Annotated in this window: 15 protein-coding genes and 1 tRNA gene; 9 read left to right on the top strand and 7 right to left on the bottom strand. The window is 48.8% G+C overall.

Annotated elements, in window-relative coordinates:
* Positions 1-220: helix-turn-helix domain-containing protein (locus tag FTO70_RS17310; protein WP_255337026.1), on the bottom strand; the 220-nt coding region annotated here is incomplete at its 3' end.
* A 749-nt stretch (positions 221-969) separates the two neighbouring features.
* Here FTO70_RS17310 and FTO70_RS17305 point away from each other — a divergent pair.
* Both FTO70_RS17305 and FTO70_RS17300 read left to right on the top strand, forming a co-directional pair.
* On the top strand, positions 970-1,146 hold the full coding sequence (locus FTO70_RS17305) for a 4Fe-4S binding protein (protein ID WP_255337025.1): 177 nt from the start codon (positions 970-972) through the stop codon (positions 1,144-1,146).
* Complete coding sequence (locus FTO70_RS17300; protein WP_255337024.1) at positions 1,143-2,366, top strand: digeranylgeranylglycerophospholipid reductase; 1,224 nt, start codon at positions 1,143-1,145, stop codon at positions 2,364-2,366. The genes FTO70_RS17305 and FTO70_RS17300 overlap by 4 nt, the downstream gene beginning before the upstream one ends.
* A 404-nt stretch (positions 2,367-2,770) precedes the next feature.
* Here FTO70_RS17300 and FTO70_RS17295 read toward each other — a convergent pair whose 3' ends face one another.
* From FTO70_RS17295 to FTO70_RS17270, 6 genes are all read right to left on the bottom strand, one after another.
* Positions 2,771-4,201 carry a TrkH family potassium uptake protein gene (locus tag FTO70_RS17295; protein ID WP_255337023.1) on the bottom strand — a complete coding sequence of 477 codons (1,431 nt, stop codon included), beginning with the start codon at positions 4,199-4,201 and terminating at the stop codon, positions 2,771-2,773.
* Positions 4,202-4,356: 155 nt separating this feature from the next.
* Entirely contained in the window at positions 4,357-5,706 is a 1,350-nt protein-coding gene (trkA, locus tag FTO70_RS17290; RefSeq protein WP_255337022.1) for a Trk system potassium transporter TrkA, read from the bottom strand.
* Positions 5,707-6,181: 475 nt separating this feature from the next.
* The gene (dnaJ, locus tag FTO70_RS17285; protein WP_255337021.1) at positions 6,182-7,348 is read right to left on the bottom strand and encodes a molecular chaperone DnaJ; all 1,167 of its coding nucleotides are present in this window, start codon (positions 7,346-7,348) and stop codon (positions 6,182-6,184) included.
* A 112-nt stretch (positions 7,349-7,460) separates the two neighbouring features.
* Positions 7,461-9,311 carry a molecular chaperone DnaK gene (gene dnaK / locus FTO70_RS17280; RefSeq protein WP_255337020.1) on the bottom strand — a complete coding sequence of 617 codons (1,851 nt, stop codon included), beginning with the start codon at positions 9,309-9,311 and terminating at the stop codon, positions 7,461-7,463.
* A 382-nt stretch (positions 9,312-9,693) separates the two neighbouring features.
* The gene (gene grpE / locus FTO70_RS17275) at positions 9,694-10,347 is read right to left on the bottom strand and encodes a nucleotide exchange factor GrpE (protein WP_255337019.1); all 654 of its coding nucleotides are present in this window, start codon (positions 10,345-10,347) and stop codon (positions 9,694-9,696) included.
* Between the two features lie 127 nt (positions 10,348-10,474).
* On the bottom strand, positions 10,475-10,918 hold the full coding sequence (locus FTO70_RS17270) for a heat-shock protein (RefSeq protein ID WP_255337018.1): 444 nt from the start codon (positions 10,916-10,918) through the stop codon (positions 10,475-10,477).
* Positions 10,919-11,047: 129 nt separating this feature from the next.
* Between FTO70_RS17270 and FTO70_RS17265 the strand changes: the two genes are divergently transcribed.
* The 7 genes from FTO70_RS17265 to FTO70_RS17235 all read left to right on the top strand — a co-directional run bounded on the left by FTO70_RS17265 (position 11,048) and on the right by FTO70_RS17235 (position 17,953).
* Positions 11,048-12,040 (top strand): ATP-grasp domain-containing protein, encoded by a 993-nt coding sequence (locus FTO70_RS17265; protein WP_255337017.1) that lies wholly within the window; start codon positions 11,048-11,050, stop codon positions 12,038-12,040.
* Positions 12,041-12,110: 70 nt separating this feature from the next.
* Entirely contained in the window at positions 12,111-13,100 is a 990-nt protein-coding gene (locus FTO70_RS17260; protein ID WP_255337016.1) for a hydantoinase/oxoprolinase family protein, read from the top strand.
* Between the two features lie 80 nt (positions 13,101-13,180).
* Positions 13,181-13,849, top strand: a complete 669-nt coding sequence (locus FTO70_RS17255; protein WP_255337015.1) for an amino acid kinase — start codon at positions 13,181-13,183, stop codon at positions 13,847-13,849.
* 191 nt (positions 13,850-14,040) lie between these two features.
* Positions 14,041-14,211, top strand: a complete 171-nt coding sequence (locus tag FTO70_RS17250) for an HVO_2753 family zinc finger protein (protein ID WP_255337014.1) — start codon at positions 14,041-14,043, stop codon at positions 14,209-14,211.
* A 120-nt stretch (positions 14,212-14,331) separates the two neighbouring features.
* The gene (locus FTO70_RS17245) at positions 14,332-14,601 is read left to right on the top strand and encodes an elongation factor 1-beta (RefSeq protein ID WP_255337013.1); all 270 of its coding nucleotides are present in this window, start codon (positions 14,332-14,334) and stop codon (positions 14,599-14,601) included.
* Positions 14,602-14,679: 78 nt separating this feature from the next.
* Positions 14,680-14,751: transfer RNA gene (locus FTO70_RS17240), tRNA-Ala, on the top strand.
* A 373-nt stretch (positions 14,752-15,124) separates the two neighbouring features.
* A complete protein-coding gene (locus FTO70_RS17235; protein ID WP_255337012.1) occupies positions 15,125-17,953 on the top strand; it encodes a PAS domain S-box protein in 2,829 nt (942 codons plus the stop codon).
* Positions 17,954-18,183: the final 230 nt, after the last annotated feature.

The following is an 18,183-nucleotide window of genomic DNA, read 5'->3' as shown; positions in this document are numbered from 1 at the left end:
CTTTGGAATAGACCATATTGTACTGAGGAAACTTTTCCTTTATTTCAGGGAGTTTGTTCTGCTGTTCTACGTACCTGACACGCCTGTTCTCTTTTTTCCATGCTTCCTGTCTTTCGGTCAGAGCAAAATTATAGGTCAACCTGCAGAGGTTAGATATAGTCCAGAGAACATCGACCTGTTCTTCTGCAGGATGGATTTTGATCTTTTCAGTCAGTTGCATGGACTATTTATAATATGTCACTTTGCATATATATAAACGTCTTTGAACAATTGATAGAAAGTTAATCAATTGTAGTATCGGGAAGTTGACGGCTTTCATCCCCCACCTGTCGGGCTACGCCCTCCGAGGAAGGGGACTTCCCGCATTAGAGTTAAAAGGTTAAATAAGCCCTGCAGCAAGATACATGAGTTCCGGAAGAGCGAAAATGCCAAATAATCTTAAACAGTAAATGAAGTGAGTTAAGGATTATCACGATAATCAACTAATTTTTAAGCGATAGCCACCCGGTTCTTGAGAATGTTGCTGGGACGGCTGCAAAAATTGCCCATCCCGGAGCACGGGGCCCTTGACAGAAAAGAATTAGTAATTTACGACGAAATAAACAGATACGTTTTAGCTCCCGGATAAAGGATTTTGTCAAAAAATAATGAGGGTTGCCTGAGAAATTGGGATCGAAAACAAACTGAACCCACCTTCAACCGGAGCCTGATCAACAAAAACTATATGTTAGAGAATTATTATTATCTGCCTTAAAATTACCTTAAGCTGCCTTAAAACTGCCCGGCATACGGCTGAAAAATTACCCTAAGTTACATAAAAGTTGCCGGGTATGCGGCTGAAAAATTACCTTACATTGACTTAAGTTTTCCTTAGAATGTGGCTGAAAAATTACCTTAAGCTGCCTTAAAGCTGCCATAGTATGTGGCCGTAAATTACCTTATGTGCCTTTAAAATTTACAGGTGAGCTGGTGAGCATCAAAATCAATCGATACAAATGCGGATACTGTGGTGCCTGTGTGGGAGTCTGTCCCAAAGGAGCCCTCGAACTTGTTGAAACCTGGGTGGAAGTAGATGAGACTACGTGTATGGCATGCGGGATATGTGACAGGATTTGCCCCGTAGGAGCAATTGAGGTAATGAAATGAAGAACCGGTACGATGTCATCGTGATAGGAGCCGGACCGGCAGGTTCCATCGCTGCAAAAACGGCTGCCGAAAAAGGGCTTGACGTACTTCTGATCGAAAAGCGCCAGGAGATAGGGGACCCCGTGCGCTGTGCCGAAGGCGTGAGCAAATTCTATCTTAAGAAGCACGTGGAAATTGACAAGCGCTGGATCTGTGCCGATGTCAAAGGGTCCCGCATTTACGCCCCGGACGGTACAAAGATAGAAATGGCCGAAGAAATATCCGGCGGAGAAGTCGGGTATGTCCTGGAAAGGAAAATCTTTGACCGCGCTCTTGCGGAACATGCTGCAAAAGCCGGTGCGGAGGTAAGGGTCAAGACAAGGGCCACGGGCCTTATCATTGAAGACGGTTTCGTGAAGGGCGCCAGGCTCATGCACCTCGGGAAAGAGTACGAGGTCCGGGCGAACATTATCATAGGCGCCGACGGAGTCGAGTCCAAGGTAGGCAGGTGGGCGGGAATTGATACCTCCTTAAAACCCGTTGACATCGAGACCTGTGCCCAGTACCTGGTAGCAGGCCTGGACATCAACCAGGAGTACTGTGATTTTTACATCGGAAACAAAATCTGCCCCGGCGGCTACATCTGGATCTTCCCGAAAGGGGAAGGGAAAGCAAACATAGGAATCGGCATCCTGGGAAGTAAGATGGGAAGGTTCAAGCCCAGGCCTGTCGAGTACCTTGATAACTTTATGCGTGAACGCTTCCCGGAAGCCAGAATTGTGGAAATGGTCTTCGGAGGAGTCCCGGTCTCCGGCAGCATTGAAAAAACCGCCGCAAACGGGCTCATGCTGGTAGGGGATGCGGCCCGCCAGTCCGACCCGATCACCGGGGGAGGAATCGTAAACGCCATGGACGCCGGAAAGATTGCAGGAGAAGCTGCATACGAAGCCATCTCCGCAGGTGACGTCTCTCTTGAAAAACTGGAAGAACTCTACGAAAAACGGTGGAGGGAAACCATAGGGCACGAAATAGACATGAGCCTTGTCGTCAAGAACTGCTTTGTCGACCTGAGTGATGAGGACCTGAACTCCCTTGCCCATTCCCTGCAGCACGTAAAGTTCGAAAGGATGAACCTTCTGGACCTGCTACAGGCCCTTTTCAAAGCCAACAGGAAGCTCCTCTGGGACCTCCGCGTGCTCTTTAAGGACGCAGCCAGAGAAGTGGTAAGAAACAAAATGTAACAGCAGAGTTGCAGCAGCAGAGTTGCAGCAGCAGAGTTGCGGCTCTGCAGTGCGCGGTCCTTTTCGGTCGCTGCGCTCCCTCAAGAGGACTGAAAATCGGTTTGGGGATAAGTATTACATAAAAAACACGAAACAGAAACAAAATAAGAGCTTTGTAAAAACCGCTGCCGTCTTCGAGATTTCAGTATTAATAAGCACTTAGCTCTACCCGGAGGCAGCGGTCCAAAATCTTTTTGTCGGTAAATCCTTTCACAGGATTGCGTTCTGGTTAGCATCCTGGGCCTCATTGGGGAAGGGGTGCAGCTCTTGAATTCCATCCCGGGAGCATTTTTCAAAATGGAAATTTTAGGGCTTTTGCCTTTAAATTCCATTCTCGGCCATTATCTCTCTCCTTTTGCTAAATGTTATTTGTTCCAGTACTCAGGCGTGAAGAGCACGATTACGGTATAAACTTCGAGCCGTCCTATCCACATGTTTGCAATCAGGACCAGTTTTCCCAGGGGAGGGATGGTGTCAAAAGTGCCCATGGGGCCTACAAGGTTCAGGCCGGGGCCAATGTTGCCAAGAGTCGCAATGGAAGCCGTAATCGAGGTTATGATATCCATGCCGAGCACCGAGAGGATAAGGGCGCCTAAGAAAAAGACGAAAAGATAGATCACGACGAAAGAAACGATGGAGTTGACTACCTCATCGGGAACGGTCTTGTTATTGAATTTGATGCCCCTTACGGCTCTCGGGTGCAGTGTCTTGAAAAGTTCGGCCCTGCCATGCCTGAGCAGCATGAGGATGCGCACTACCTTGATGCCTCCGCCTGTTGAACCTGCACAGCCGCCTACGAACATGACCATAAGGAGAATCATTTTCCCGGACTCGGGCCAGAGGTTGAAGTCAGTTGTGGCAAACCCTGTGGTAGTCATGATGGAGACTACCTGGAAGATGGCAAACCTGAATGAATCAAAGAGGCCTGTCCCGAGGTCCCGCCATAGCAGGAGGGTCAAAAGCCCGGTCGCAGCCAGGGTAAGGGCAGTATAGAACCTGAACTCATCGTCCTTGAGCAGGTGTTTTTTGTCGACATAAATGGCCCGGTAGTGCAGGGCAAAGTTGGCCCCCGAGACAAACATGAAAAAAGTGATTATGAACTCGACCAGGGGACTCCTGAAGGCCTCAATGCTTGTCCCGTAGGGGGAAAAGCCCCCGCAGGCCATGGTGGTAAAGGTATGGGTCACGGAGTCATAGAGCGAAAGCCCTGCAAGGAGGAGGGCGATGACTTCCAGGACAGAGATCACAAGGTAGACCATCCAGAGGATTTTTGCGGTTTCCCGGATTCTCGGCTTCAGCTTATCTTCGGTGGGGCCTGGAGCCTCGGCCCGGAAAAGCTGCCTGCCGGCAACTCCCAGTTTGGGCAGGATGGCAATGAAAAGCACGATTATACCCATGCCGCCCAGCCACTGCATCATGGACCGCCAGAAAAGGATGCTTTTTGAATGGCTCTCTATGTCCACAAGTATGGTTGACCCTGTGGTGGTAAAGGCAGACATTGACTCAAAAAGAGAGTTCAGCGGGGAGATCCCGTCCATGACAAAGGGGATTGCCCCAAAGAAGGCTGCTGCAAACCAGCCCAGGGCAACGATCGCAAAGCCTTCCTTGCGCATCCATTCCCCTTCGGTCCTGTAGGTTAGCAGGAAGAGGCCGGTAACGGAGGTTATTAAGATTGCAACCAGGAAAGGAGTTAAACTTTCACCGTAATAATATGCCACTGCCAGCGGGATGATCATGAGCATTCCAAGAAGCCGGAGCAAACCGCCCAGGACATAAAAAACAATCTTAAAATTCATGCGGATCCTCTTTTTTACAAATATTAGACCCTCTGTTTTTGTGGCTGTTCATATTATCACTTACTTAAGAATTACATAAAGAATTACTTAAAGAATTATTTAAAGAATTACCTACAGAATTACTTAAAGAATTATTTAAAGAATTACCTACAGAATTACTTAAAGAATTTCTCCACAAGAGGGACCGTGGAGGATAACGCAAAGATAATCACCCTGTCTCCTTCCTGGATTATAAAATCCCCTCTGGGGACAATAATATCATCCTTATGCACGACCATGGTGATAATCGCACCTTTCGGGAACTTTACTTTGCTGAGGGCCTTGCCGACGATCTTTGACTTCGAAGATGCAGTGTATTCAATGATTTCCGCTTTTTCGCCCTCGAGGGTGGCAAGGGTTTCTATGCCCCTTCCCAGGGTTAGCTTCAGGACTTCATTTACCGTAGCTTCCCTCGGGCTCACTGCAATGTCGATCCCCACCATCTCGAAGAGAGGCACATAGTCCGAACGGTCAGCCCTGGCAATAACCTTTTTTGCCCCCATCTGCTTTGCAAGAAGGGAACAGAGCAGGTTTTTCTCGTCGCTGTCAGTGACCGCAACTACAACGTCCATTTCCTCGATATTTTCCTCCCGCAGCAGGTTAACATCCGTGCCGTCCCCATTGAGGACCAGAGCGTTTTCAAGCATCTCTGCAACTTCTATGCAGCGGCTCTTCCTGTACTCGACGATTTTCAGGTCAGAGTCTTCATCTTTGTCGATAATTTTTGCAAGATAAAAGCCAACAATTCCACAGCCTATAAGAAGAATCCTGTTCCTGTGGTGATGCACTTCTCCCCCGAAAACACTGCCGATGTTTTCCATAGCTTTGGGCTTGCCTATAACCACCATATGGTCATTAGGCATGATGACGTCGTTTCCGTGGGGAATAAGGATTTCGTTGTCCCGGAAAACTGCGCTCACAATGCAGCAGTCCGCAAGCTTGAGATCCTGCATCTGCTTTCCCACGAGCCTGTTGTCGGGGCTTATGGCAAATTCCATCATCTGAACCTTGCCGCCGGCAAACATTTCCGCATCAATGGCCGAGGGGCTCGAAAGTATCTCAGCAACCTCGGAAGCTAGGGCAAGTTCGGGACAGATCATCAGGTCGACACCCACCTGGGCCCTTGAGGTCACCGGCATATCAATGTAGTCAGGGTTACTGACCCTGGCAATGGTTTTAGCTTCCTTCCAGCCAGGATGGGACCTTATGATCAACTTTGCTGTCATGCAGGCCACGATGTTTACCTCGTCCACCCCTGTAACAGCAACCAGAATGTCCGCGTCAGGGAGCACGTTGGCAAGAATGTCGGCGTTTGCCCCGTTTCCTTCAACGACCTGCACGTCCAGTTCATCTGCACGCTTCAGAGCATCTTCATCCTTCTCGATGACGATCACATCGTTAGTAAGGGAAAGGGCCTTTGCTATATGATAACCAACTTCACCTGCGCCGATAACTACCGCTTTCATAAGACTCCTTCGAAAAGAGGACTATTTGCTGATAGATTAATCTGCTTATTTAAGTAATCTTTGGAAACTAAACCCTAAATAAGCAAGAATTTCACGAAATATACTTCCAAACTGGCATTTTCATAAGCCATAATTCTAAAAAAATCCATGTATATAAATATTTTTAAATCTGCATAAAGAAAAAAATAGATTACTAAAAAAATATTTAATATTTGAGAATAGAAAAGGAAAAAACAATAAAAATAAATTGAAAAGTATACTAAGAAAAGAACAAGAAACATATGAATTAATTAAAAAATCATAAAAAAATGAGAGGAAACATTTGGAAAATAATTAATAATGATTGAAAAAAGAATTGAAAAAAGAATTGAAAAAAGAATTGAAAAAAGAATTGAAAAAAGAATTGAAAAGAAGGGAGTTTTAGGTGAGGGATTTTAGAATCCAAAAATTAAAAATGAAGGCTTTTAACCCCTGTTCAGCCTTCAAAGGCGTCCTTTACTTTATCGAAGAAACCTTTGCCCTTTTTGGACTTGCCGGCTTCGCCTTTTTCCTCTTTGCCTTTTGCGCCTTCCCCGGGCTTCCTGCCCCCGCTCAGGCTTTCAAACTGCTGAAGCAGCTCTTTTTGTTCGTGGGAAAGCTTTGTGGGGGTCTTGATGATGACCCTTACGAGCTGGTCCCCTTTCCCGCGCCCGTGCAGGTGCTGGATTCCTTTGTCCTTGAGCCGGAAGACAGAATGGGTCTGGGTACCCGGCGGAATGTTCATCTTGACGTTGCCGTAGAGGGTCTCTACCATCACATCGTCTCCAAGGGCAGCCTGGGGGAAGCTTATTGAAAGCTCGGAGATGACATCATAATCGACCCGTTTGAAATACCGGTGTTCCATCACATGCAGGGTAATATAGAGGTCCCCGGCAGGAGCACCCGGATCTCCTTCGTCCCCTTCCCCGGATAACCTCAGCCTCAGGCCGGAATCCGCCCCGGCAGGAACGTTGATGGTGATCTTTTTCCGGTTTCTTACCCTACCGGAACCGCCGCAGACAGGGCAGGGGAACTCGATAATCTGGCCCCGGCCGTGACAGGTGCTGCAGGGGGTAGTGCTCACAAACTGCATCCCGAATGTCGTGCGGGTGGTGCGGACCTGACCCGTGCCTCCGCAGGTAGGACAGCGTTTCGGGGTTGTGCCCTGCTTGGCCCCGCTTCCTGAACAGGCAGAACACCTTTCAGTCCGTGGAATATCGATATCCTTTCGAACCCCGAAAGCTGCTTCTTCAAAGGTGACATAGAGGTCGTAATGGAGGTCCGAGCCCCTCATCGGCCCGGAGGGGCCTCTTCTGCCCCCACCGAAAAACATCTCGAAGATGTCTCCGAACCCGCCGAAGTCCGCACCCCGGAAGATGTCCTCTGCCGTATACTGCCCGTCGATCCCTGCATGCCCGAAACGGTCGTACTGTGCCCGTTTTTCAGGGTCTGAAAGGACGGCATAAGCCTCGGAGATCTCCTTGAACTTTTCCTCAGCCCCGGCTTCCTTGTTCCTGTCAGGATGGTACTGCAGGGCAAGCTTGCGGTAGATCTTCTTTATTTCGTCAGCTGAGGCGTCTTTAGCGACTCCGAGGATTTCGTAATAATCACTTTTAGTGGCCATCAGGATTCCCTGTTATTTTAAAAAAGGTAAGAGATGCCGGAACCTGCAGCCAGGCTGCCGGCCAGGCCCGGGACTGTCCAGGCCTGTTTCATTAAAGTTAATTCTTCCTTATTTACTTACGCTTTTCGTCGTCAACGACTTCATAGTCGGCGTCAACAACGGTCTCATCCGGACCTCTGGCATCCACCGGCCCTTCCTCGCCTGCGGCCTGCTGGGCAGCCTGGGCCTTCTGGTACATGGCTGTTGAAATCGGGTACACGGCTTCCTGGAGGGCCTCGGTCTTTGCCTTGACATCCTCAATGTCCTGGCCTTCAAGGGCTTTTTTCAGGTCCTCGATTGCGGCATTGACATTTGACTTCTGGTCTTCCGTAGCCACATCCCCGGCTTCCTTCAGGGTCTTTTCCGCAGCGTTGATCAGGGCTTCGGCGTTGTTCCGGGTCTCGACTTCTTCCTTGCGCTTCCTGTCCTCTTCGGCGTGCAGTTCCGCATCCTTGACCATGCGCTCGATTTCCTCATCGGAAAGCCCGCCCGGTTTCTTGATGGAAATGGACTGTTCCTTTTTGGTCCCGAGGTCCTTTGCGTTTACGTGCAGGATCCCGTTTGCGTCGATGTCAAAGGAGACTTCGATCTGCGGGATGCCTCTTGGGGCAGGGGGAATCCCGTCCAGGATAAAGCGGCCGAGTGTCTTGTTTTCGGAAGCGATACCGCGCTCTCCCTGGAGGACGTGGATCTCTACCGAGGGCTGGTTGTCAGCGGCAGTTGAGAAGACCTGGCTCTTTTTGGTCGGGATTGTTGTGTTCCTGGGGATAAGCGGGGTTGCAATGCCTCCCAGGGTCTCGATCCCGAGGGTAAGAGGGCTCACATCAAGCAGGAGGACGTCTTTGACCTCTCCTCCGAGCACCCCGGCCTGGATGGCTGCACCTACGGCAACGGCCTCGTCAGGGTTGATGTTCTTGTAAGGCTTTTTGCCGGTGAAGTTCTCAACAAGCTCGACGACTGCGGGCATCCTTGTTGCGCCTCCTACAAGGATCACTTTGTCGAGGTCATTGGGCGTAAGCTTTGCATCACTGAGGGCCTGGCGCATGGACACGAGGGTTTTTTCCAGGAGGTCTTCGGTCATCTTCTGGAACTGGGCCCTTGTAAGGTCAGCGTCCAGGTGCTTGGGCTCCCCATCAGGCCCTACGGTCAGGAAGGGGAGGTTGATGTTGGTGCTGGCAACCCCGGAAAGCTCGATCTTGGCTTTTTCGGCGGCATCCGTTAAGCGCTGTAGTACGGCCCTGTCTTTTGAAAGGTCAATTCCTTCGGTTTTCCTGAATTCGGCAAGCAGGTAGGTTACGATGCGCTGGTCAAAGTCGTCCCCTCCGAGGTGGGTGTCCCCGCTGGTGGACTTGACTTCAAAGACCCCGCCTCCGAGTTCCAGGATGGATACGTCAAAGGTCCCGCCGCCCAGGTCGTAGACAAGGATCTTCTGGTCCACATCTCCCTTGTCAAGCCCGTAAGCCAGGGATGCGGCAGTCGGCTCGTTGATGATCCTCAGGACTTCGAGGCCTGCAATTGACCCTGCGTCCTTTGTGGCCTGCCGCTGGGAATCGTTGAAGTAAGCAGGGACAGTAATAACAGCCTGCTTGATATCCTCTCCAAGGTAAGCTTCGGCATCTGTTTTGAGCTTCTGGAGGATCATAGCCGAAATTTCCTGCGGCTTATAATCTTTTCCGTGAAGGGTTACCTTGTAGTTGGCGTCTCCCATGTGCCTCTTAATTGAATAGACAGTGTTTTCGGGATTTGAAACGGCCTGCCTTTTTGCGACCTGCCCCACAAGTTTTTCCCCTTTCTTGGAGAATCCGACAACCGACGGAGTGGTCCTAGCGCCTTCCGCATTAGGGATCACGACAGCTTCCCCACCTTCCATAACTGCCATGCATGAGTTGGTTGTACCAAGGTCAATGCCCAGTATCTTTGCCATATTAATATCCTCACTGTAATTTAGTTAGATTAAGGTTTTTTGACGCTTCTTAATTGATGCTTCTTAATTGATGCTTCTTAATTGATGCTTCTTAATTGACGCTTCTTAATTGATGCTTCTTAATTGATGCTTCTTAATTGACGCTTCTTAATTGATGCTTCTTAATTGATGCTTCTTAATTGACGCTTCTTAATTGATGCTTCTTAATTGATGCTTCTTAATTGATGCTTCTTAATTGATGCTTCTTAATTGATGCTTCTTAATTGATGTTCATTAATGGAATTAAAGTGTGAATTACATTTCTGCCTGCAGCAAAAATGTCAGTGAAGTCCAATTTCAGTGAAGTTCATAAGCCGTATTCCCGGAATGGGGGAAAGCTTATTTATTCATTTCCCGGGCCTTCCTGATTAGTCCCTGTCTCATCCGGATTTCTGGCCACCGCAACCATGGCGGGCCTGATAACTTTTGAGTTCAGGGTATACCCGGGCTTATAGACCTCCAGCACGGTATTATCGGGAAGCTGAGAGGTTTCCACATGCTGCACGGCCTCGTGCCTGTGAGGGTCAAACTCACTGGCTTTCTCGCATTCGATCTTCTTAAGCCCGTGCTTTTCCAGGATAGAGAAAAACTGCCTTGAGAGCTGTTCGATTCCGCTGATGACCGAGTTCATGTCCTCTGCACTCCTTGCGGACTTAAGGGCACGCTCGAAATTGTCAGTAACTTCAACAAAGTCGAGAAGCACATTCTCAAGCACTACCTTCCGGCTTTCCTCCATCTGACGGGCGGTCCGTTTCCTGTAATTGTCAAAGTCTGCTGCAAGGCGGAAAAGCTGGTCCTTAAGTATTTCATTTTCCTCCCGGCAGGCGGCTTCGGCGCTCTTTCCGGCCCCGACATCTGCAGGCTCCGTTTCGGGTCTTCTTTTTGCCTCACCGGCACCTTCCGCAGAAGGAGAATTCTCAGCCCCGGAACTTTCAGCCTCCATTCGGCTTTCGTCCTCGTTAGAGTCTTTATTTTCCTTTTTACCGAATCTTTTCATTTGTCGATCCCCATTAAGAAATTTTAACGGTTACGCTCGTCTTGAACTGTGATTGTTTGTAATTCTATAAATAGTTTTTGCATAAGAAGATGCAGGTTTCTGCAAAGAAAAAAAGAAAAAAGAAAAATCAGTAAAAATGGTCCTGAAGTTTATATGAGAGTATTTTGAGCATTACAACACTTGCGACCATGGAAGCCGCAACCGCGGAAGTTACCTGCTCCCAGCCGAGCACGGAAATGCCCCCTCCGAGTGCGAACTGAACGCCTCCTACGAGGGAGATTAACACAAAGGAAAGCCCGAAACCTGCAAGAGCCCCCCCGACCAGGGAACTTATCGGGTCCAGCCCGTTCCGCTCATAAAAGACCATACCTGCGATGAACATCACCGCAAAGATCAGGAGTACGAGCGCTGGAGGCAGAGGACTTGCTTTCGTGGAAAAGATCTCGAAGAGCCCGAGCCCCATATCAACCAGAAATATGGCCATGAGAACCGAAACCGCAAGGGTCTTTACGAAAGGGTTCTCGAAAACCGACTGAGATTCAGGATTTTTGCTGCTAATGTTACCAGGCACCTTTAAGCTCCATTGATTGTAGTAAGCTCCATTAAATTATAGTTTGAGAGTATAAACTATATAAATTATATAAGTTTTACTTTCGGCAGGACAAAAAGTAATATAAAATGACCGGGTTTTTCCCTTCCGATGAAAATCCTGATTGCAGAATTCGCTGTCGGCACGGACGTTGAAAAGTCCCTGATCCCGGAAGGAGCAGCTATGCTTAAAACCCTTGCAGAAAGCTTTGTCCGCCTGGGGCACGAAGTATACTATCCCTCTGCCAGCACCAGAATTTGTGCGGGCACAGCCCTCGAATCCACGGCAGAAAGCTTCCGGCAGGTAATAGAAAAGAAAGCAAAAGAATGCGATGCAGGGCTTTTGATCGCCCCTGACGAGCTGCTCCCCGAACTGAACCGGCTCCTTGAAGAAAATACGGTAAACCTGGGCTGCTCCCCCGAATCTGCAGCCTGCTGTGCGGATAAGCTCCGGTGTACGGAAATCCTGCAAAAAGCCGGGATTGCAGCCCCGAAGATTGCAGCAAAACCCGAGGAAGGAAAAAGGTATGTCAGAAAGCCGAGGTTCGGCTGCGGGGCAGAAGAGACGTCCCTTGTCACGGAATTTGAAGAAAATCCTGAGTTCATCGCAAGCGAATACGTAGAAGGCATGCACCTGAGCGTGAGCCTCATCGCAGGAAAGAAGCCGCTTCCCCTCACTGTGAACCGCCAGTTCATTGAGTTCGGCTCTGAGGAAGGAGAGGCAGAAGAAGGTAAGACAGGGAAAGGCGGGACAGAAAAAGGCGGAAAAGCACAGGAAGTTTCCGGAATAAAGTACAACGGCAGCCTCACCCCTTACCTGACCCCCCGGAAGGACGAACTCTACAGGACCGCTGCCTCTGCAGCAGAATGCCTGCATTGTTCCGGGTATGTGGGCATGGACATCGTGCTCGCGGACCTCCCTTACGTGGTAGATGTAAACCCGAGGCCAACGGCCTCCCTCTTTGGGATCAGCCGTGTGATGAAAGAGGAAATAGGAGACCTCCTCCTGAGAAACAAATTCGGGGACCTCCCGGAATCGGTGCATATCGAGGGAGAATACCGCTTTTCAAAGGATATGCTGGGAGAACTTTTCAGGCAGGACTGAAAATCGTAATTCCGGGCAAATACAAAAAGAATACAGGAAAAACTGAATAAAATGGAATAAAGGGATTGTAATGTCGTCAAAGGTTATCGGGCTTGACATAGGAGGGGCAAACACAAAGCTTGCCTCTTCGGACGGGAAAGTTGTGGAACTGCACTACCTGCCCCTCTGGAAAAATACCCGGCTTCCCGTAGTCTTAAAGGAAATTGCACAGCGGCTCCGGCCCGAAAAAGTTGCCGTGGCCATGACAGGGGAACTCGCCGACTGTTTTGAAGATAAGGAGCAGGGTATCCGTTTTATTACGGAAGCTGTGGAAGCAGCCTTCGGCCCCGGGAAAACTGCATATGTCAACAGCAGGGGCAGGTTTCAGGGAGGAAGAGACAGTATCCGGGAGCTTGCCGCTGCCAACTGGGCAGCTTCGGCAAGGCTTGCAGGAAAGGAGATAGGGGACTGTCTCTTCGTGGACGTGGGCAGCACAACAAGCGACATCATCCCCATCATTTCCGGGGAGCACAGGGCAGGGCACACGGACTTTGAAAGGTTGCTCCGGAGTGAACTCGTGTACGCCGGAACCCTCAGGACAAACCTGGCCGCCCTCCTCGGGAAAGTGAAGTTAGGAGAAGGCTGGTGCCGGACCTCTTCCGAGCTCTTTGCAACTACTGCAGACGCCTACCTGCTGCTCGGGAAAATCGATGAATCGAAGTTTACCTGCGAGACCGCAGACGGGGCAGGCAGGAACAAAACCGATGCAATGCGCAGGATTGCCCGGCTGGTCTGTGCTGACCTTTCCGAGATTTCGGAAGCGGATATTTACGAGATTGCAAAGCAGGTAAAGGAAAAACAGGTCTCAGTCCTGGCCGAAGCGATTTTTGAAGTTGCGGAAAGGAACGGGCTTGATACGATTGCAGCTGCAGGGCTCGGGGAATTCCTGATAAGGGAAGCTGCAGAAAGCCTCGGCTTCGAATGCATTTCCGTTGCCGGGCGCTGGGGCGAAGAGGTCTCAAAGGTCTTCCCGGCATATGCAGCCGCCCGCCTGCTTGAATCAGAAAATGCAGAGCATTAAGAATTGAAGAGCATTAAGAATAAAACTGCACTCTGAAAAACAGAAACTCAAGACCGGAAAATTAGTGAAAGGAAGAAACCATGAAAGTGGTAGTCAAACTCGGGGGAAGCCTCATCATGGAAGCCCCCGGACTTGTGAGCAGGCTAGTTAAAGAGTTCGGGCCGGGAAAGCCGGAAAGTGCTGAAAAAGGAGGCATTTCCGGAAGGTCACCTTTTTCCATCCTTATCGTGCCGGGAGGAGGAATGTTTGCGGATGCGGTGCGAAAAGCTGACGAAACCTTCGGGTTAGGCCCGGATGCCTCCCACTGGATGGCGGTGCTTGGGATGGAGCAGTATGCCTGTTACCTCCTTGATAAGAGCGGAGCCAGGGGTGCGGACTCTATAAAAGGCCTGCCTCCGGGAGTGACTGTCCTCCTTCCTTACAGGCTTCTGAGAGCAGAAGACCCTCTTCCCCATTCCTGGGACGTGACATCGGACACAATCGCAGCCTGGGCTGCAAAGCAGACAGAGGCACGGCTTGTGAAGGCCACGGATGTCGACGGGATTTTCAGGGAGGGAAAACTTCTCAAGGAAGTTACTGCAGCCGAACTTACAGGAAACGGCTCAAGCTGCATTGATCCCGCCCTTCCAGGGTTCCTTTTGGAAAACAGGATGGAGTGCATGATTGTAAACGGGAAATACCCCGAAAGGGTGCTCCGGGCGGTATATGGGGAGCCTGTACCGGGTACGGCGGTAAAGGGGAATATTTAAATCGTATATCGTATATGACTAGTGCAACAGAAGCATGCCGTATCCAAAAAGCATTGTTTCGATTCAACTCACCAAACTGGCATTAATGAAGGTATCGGAAAAAGCAGGACATAGAGGCTTAAGGCCGGTACCCTGTTCACTGGAAATTCACTGCAAATCTTATAAGGAAAAAATTTATCAGGAGAAGAAAAATGTCGTCAAGAAATGTTGAATTCTGTACCTCATGCGGGGTCCGCCTTGTCGAAGAGGGTGCTGTCAAGTTCCCCTGCCCGGAATGCGGACATGAAATAGGGAGATGTGGAAGCTGCAGGCAGCAGGGCAACGTATACACCTGCCCCAAATGCGGATTCCAGGCACCCTGATTCCAGATCCTGAAAAGGAAAGCATACTGAAAGGGCAATACGTAAAGAAAGCAGCGTGCGCATAAAGTGCGTGTGAAAGATAGACCAGCCGGATCAAATTAAGATATGTGAGGAATCATAATGGGCAACGTCGCAGCAAAAATGAAGATCATGCCGGAAACCGTGGAAACCGACCTTGCAGAGCTCAAAGAAAAGCTTAAAGCAGCCATTCCTGCAGGCTCCGAGCTTTACGGGGATATCGCCGAACAGCCTGTAGCTTTCGGTTTAAAAGCCCTTATCGTTACAGTTATTGTCGACGATGAGGAAGGCGGGACAGAAGCCGTAGAAGAAGCCTTCGCAAAAGTCCCCGGTGCCGAGAGCATCCAGATCCTGGAACTCGGCCGCCTCTAAAAAGGAAAAAGGGAACCGGACACTGTCCGGAAAACCCATATTTTCCATCTTTTCTAATTCATCCCATTCTCCGGAAAAGGGCTCGTAGATCAGGGGAAGATCGTTACGTTCGCAACGTAAAGGCCGCGGGTTCAAATCCCGCCGAGTCCACATCAATCTCCTCAAGTAGAAAAGATTTTACAAACAGCTTTACAAACAGTTTTACAAATAGTTTTACAAACAGTTTTACAAACAGCTATCCTTTTTTTCAAATCCCTGAGAAGTATAAGGCAATGCAAGGGAATGGGCTTGCAGCTTTATGAACCTGAAGAATCCTGCCCTGATTTTTTTTGAAGAAGTACGCATATAAACTGAAACCCATAAGAAAGGAGAGCGTAGCAAAGGGATATGGGATCTTTGCGACATATAAAAAATATACAATATATAAAAATATATAACATATGAAAATATCTATCAGATGAAAACCCATAACATATAAAAATATATAACATATAAAATTCTGCAACATATAAAAATATGGAGCGTGTCCGGCATCACAGGCACTGAAAATCCAGAAGAAAACAATCAGGGAAAAAAGTGGATAGAGCAGTTTGTTTCAAAAAGCCCTGACCCGTTGATCAGGGTAGGATCGGAAGGGACTGTGCTCTATGCAAATGAAGCAGCTTACACACTCCTGAAAAGCTGGTACACGAAGGTAGGGGGAAAACTTCCTCCGGCCCCGGGCAGTGCAGCGGAAAATGCGGCAGGCCGGGGAAGAAGAGTTGAACTTGAAGTTGAATTAGGGGAAAAAGTATATCTGCTGACTTTTTACCCTTTGACGGATGAAGAAGAAGGCGTAAATATCTGCGGCACTGACATCACCGGCTTTAAGCAGGCGGAAAAAGAGCTGAAGCAGGAGCAGGCAAGGCTGGGAAAACTGCTCGAAGAAAGGACTTTTGAGCTTACGGAAAAAAACAAAGAGCTCAAGCAGGAAATCGTAGAGAGGAAGAAGGTTGAAAAAGCCCTCAGGAACAACCTTCAGTTTATGGAGACCATGGTGGATACGATTCCTGCCCCCGTGTATTACAAAAATAAGAAAGGAGAGTACCTTGGCTGCAACAAACTCTTTGCAAGCCGTATTATAGGGCTGTCCGAAGAAGAGATAATAGGCAGGAAGCTGCCCGAACTGAAGATAGAAATCCCCCCTGAGGCTGCAGCAGAGTACCAGGGGCTGGACATGGAACTCCTCAGGAAAGGGGGCAAGCATGTCTACGAAACCGAAGTTTTCTGCTCTGACGGGCGGGCAAGGGATTTCCAGGTAAACAGGGCGACCTTCCGGGATGAAACCGGAGAAGTCACCATTCTCGCAGGGGTTCTGCTTGATATCAGCAAACTTAAAAGAGTTGAAAAAGCCCTCCGCGATAACCTCAGTTTCCTCGAGACCCTCCTTGACGCCATCCCGACTCCTGTTTTTTACAAAGACTTAAAAGGGGTCTACAGGGGCTGCAATGAGCTTTTTGCAAGAGATGTCATAGGGCTCCCGAAAGAAAAAATTCTCGGGCATACCATGCAAGACTTCGGGGAAATTATCCCGGCAGAACTTGCTTGCGTTTATGAAGAATATGACCGCAAGCTGTACGGGGAAGGAAAAACCCAGCAATATGAAGCGAAGGTAAAATGTGCAAAATGCAAGGGGACCAGGGATTTTCTCTGCACCAAAGCCCTGTATACGGATGCTGCCGGGAGTCCACGGGGGCTCGTTGTCGTGATGCAGGATATAACCGAACGCAAAATAGGCGAAGAGGCCCTGCAAAAAAGCGAGGAAAGGTACAGGCTGGCTGCGGAACAAACAGGGCAGCTTGTCTATGATTACGACATCAAAACCAACAGGAATGACTGGGCAGGAGCCATAGAAAAGCTCACAGGGTACGGAGCCGGAGAGTTCCAGAATATCAACATCCGCGGATGGGCTGAAAATATCCACCCGAAAGACCGGAAAAGGGCATTGGAGTCCCACCATGCAGCCTTCAAAGAAAATAAAATGTACCACGAAGAATACCGCTTTAAAAGAAAAGACGGGAGCTATTTTTATGCGGAAGACAGCGGAATCTTCCTGAGGGACAGAGATGGCAGGATCTACAGGATGCTCGGGGTCATAAAGGACATAACGGAAAGGAAACTTGCCCATGAACAACTGGAGCAAAGTGAAGAGCGCTACCGCACATTCATTAAAAATTTTAAGGGAATCGCTTTCCAGTCAGACCTGGATTTCGTGCCAATCTTCATGCACGGGGCTCTGGAAGAGATCACCGGGTACAGGGAAGAAGAATTCGTTTCAGGAGAAGTAAAATGGAAACAGATAATAGATCCCGAAGACCTTGCCCCCCTCCAGGCAAAAATAGCTAAACTAAGTTCCACTCCCCACTTTTTCGTTGAAGAGGAATACAGGATCAGGCACAGGGACGGGAGCAGAAGATGGGTCCGCGAAATCGTCCAGCACATTCCCGGAAACGAAGGGAAAAGGGGCTACCTGCAGGGAACAATTTACAATATCAACGAACGCAAGGCTGCCGAAGAAGCCCTTGCAAAAGCCGGGGAAATCCGTAAAAAAGAGATACACCACCGGATAAAGAACAACCTGCAGGTGGTCTCCAGCCTTCTGGAACTCCAGGCTGACAAATTTAAAGATGAAGAGGTGGTGGAAGCCTTCAGGGAAAGCCAGAACCGCGTCACATCCATGGCTATCATCCACGAAGAACTCTACGAAAGCAAAGACACCCTGAACCTTAATTTTTCCACATACCTCCAGAAGTTGACAGCGGACCTCCTACACTCTTACACAATAGGAAACGAAAAGGTCCTGCTGGAGCTTGACGTAGATGAAATATTTCTGGGGATGGACACCGCAATCCCCCTCGGCATCATTATCAATGAACTGGTATCCAATTCCCTGAAGCATGCCTTTCAGAAAGGAAGGAAAGGAGAAATTATCATAAAGATCCGGAACACAGAAAACCAGGCAGAAAGAGAGCTAGAAAATGAAAACCCGTTAAAAGGAGAAAAAGGGAACAGAGGAAAAAGAGACAGAGAGGAAGGAAAAAGAGGGGAAGGAAAAAGAGGGGAAGGAAAAAGAGGGGAAGGAAAAAGAGGGGAAGGAAAAAGAGGGGAAGGAAAAAGAGGGGAAAACTCCAGCTTTTCCCTGGTAGTCTCGGATAACGGAGCGGGATTCCCCGAAGAGGTCGATTTCAAGAAAACAAACTCACTCGGCCTGCAGCTCGTTAACACCCTTGTAGAGCAGATTGGCGGGACAATCGAGCTGAAAAGAGACAAAGGAACAAAATTCATAATCCATTTCAGGGATACGGTCCATTGATAAGGAAACATAAGCCCGGAAAGAAACAGATGACCACACGGACCCGTCCAATGCTTTCCTTTTCTAACCACTAAGTTTTCTAACCATTAAGTTTTCTAACCATTAAGTTTTCTAATCACTAAGTTTTCTAATCACTAAGTTTTCTAATCACTAAGTTTTCTAATCACTAAGTTTTCTAATCACTAAGTTTTCTAATCACTAAGTTTTCTAATCACTAAGTTTTCTAATCA

The sequence above is a fragment of the Methanosarcina sp. KYL-1 genome, assembly GCF_024372725.1.
Classification (GTDB): Archaea; Halobacteriota; Methanosarcinia; order Methanosarcinales; family Methanosarcinaceae; genus Methanosarcina.
Note: the sequence above shows the minus strand (reverse complement) of the source record. Positions and strands in the feature narration are given on the sequence as shown.

What these genes read in the sequence shown, in the direction of transcription:
- grpE (WP_255337019.1), bottom strand. Translation starts at nt 10,347, where the DNA reads ATGAAAAGATTCGGTAAAAAGGAAAATAAAGACTCTAACGAGGACGAA.
- FTO70_RS17245 (WP_255337013.1), top strand. Translation starts at nt 14,332, where the DNA reads ATGGGCAACGTCGCAGCAAAAATGAAGATCATGCCGGAAACCGTGGAA.
- trkA (WP_255337022.1), bottom strand. Translation starts at nt 5,706, where the DNA reads ATGAAAGCGGTAGTTATCGGCGCAGGTGAAGTTGGTTATCATATAGCA.
- FTO70_RS17260 (WP_255337016.1), top strand. Translation starts at nt 12,111, where the DNA reads ATGTCGTCAAAGGTTATCGGGCTTGACATAGGAGGGGCAAACACAAAG.
- FTO70_RS17255 (WP_255337015.1), top strand. Translation starts at nt 13,181, where the DNA reads ATGAAAGTGGTAGTCAAACTCGGGGGAAGCCTCATCATGGAAGCCCCC.
- dnaJ (WP_255337021.1), bottom strand. Translation starts at nt 7,348, where the DNA reads ATGGCCACTAAAAGTGATTATTACGAAATCCTCGGAGTCGCTAAAGAC.
- FTO70_RS17300 (WP_255337024.1), top strand. Translation starts at nt 1,143, where the DNA reads ATGAAGAACCGGTACGATGTCATCGTGATAGGAGCCGGACCGGCAGGT.
- FTO70_RS17250 (WP_255337014.1), top strand. Translation starts at nt 14,041, where the DNA reads ATGTCGTCAAGAAATGTTGAATTCTGTACCTCATGCGGGGTCCGCCTT.
- dnaK (WP_255337020.1), bottom strand. Translation starts at nt 9,311, where the DNA reads ATGGCAAAGATACTGGGCATTGACCTTGGTACAACCAACTCATGCATG.
- FTO70_RS17265 (WP_255337017.1), top strand. Translation starts at nt 11,048, where the DNA reads ATGAAAATCCTGATTGCAGAATTCGCTGTCGGCACGGACGTTGAAAAG.
- FTO70_RS17295 (WP_255337023.1), bottom strand. Translation starts at nt 4,201, where the DNA reads ATGAATTTTAAGATTGTTTTTTATGTCCTGGGCGGTTTGCTCCGGCTT.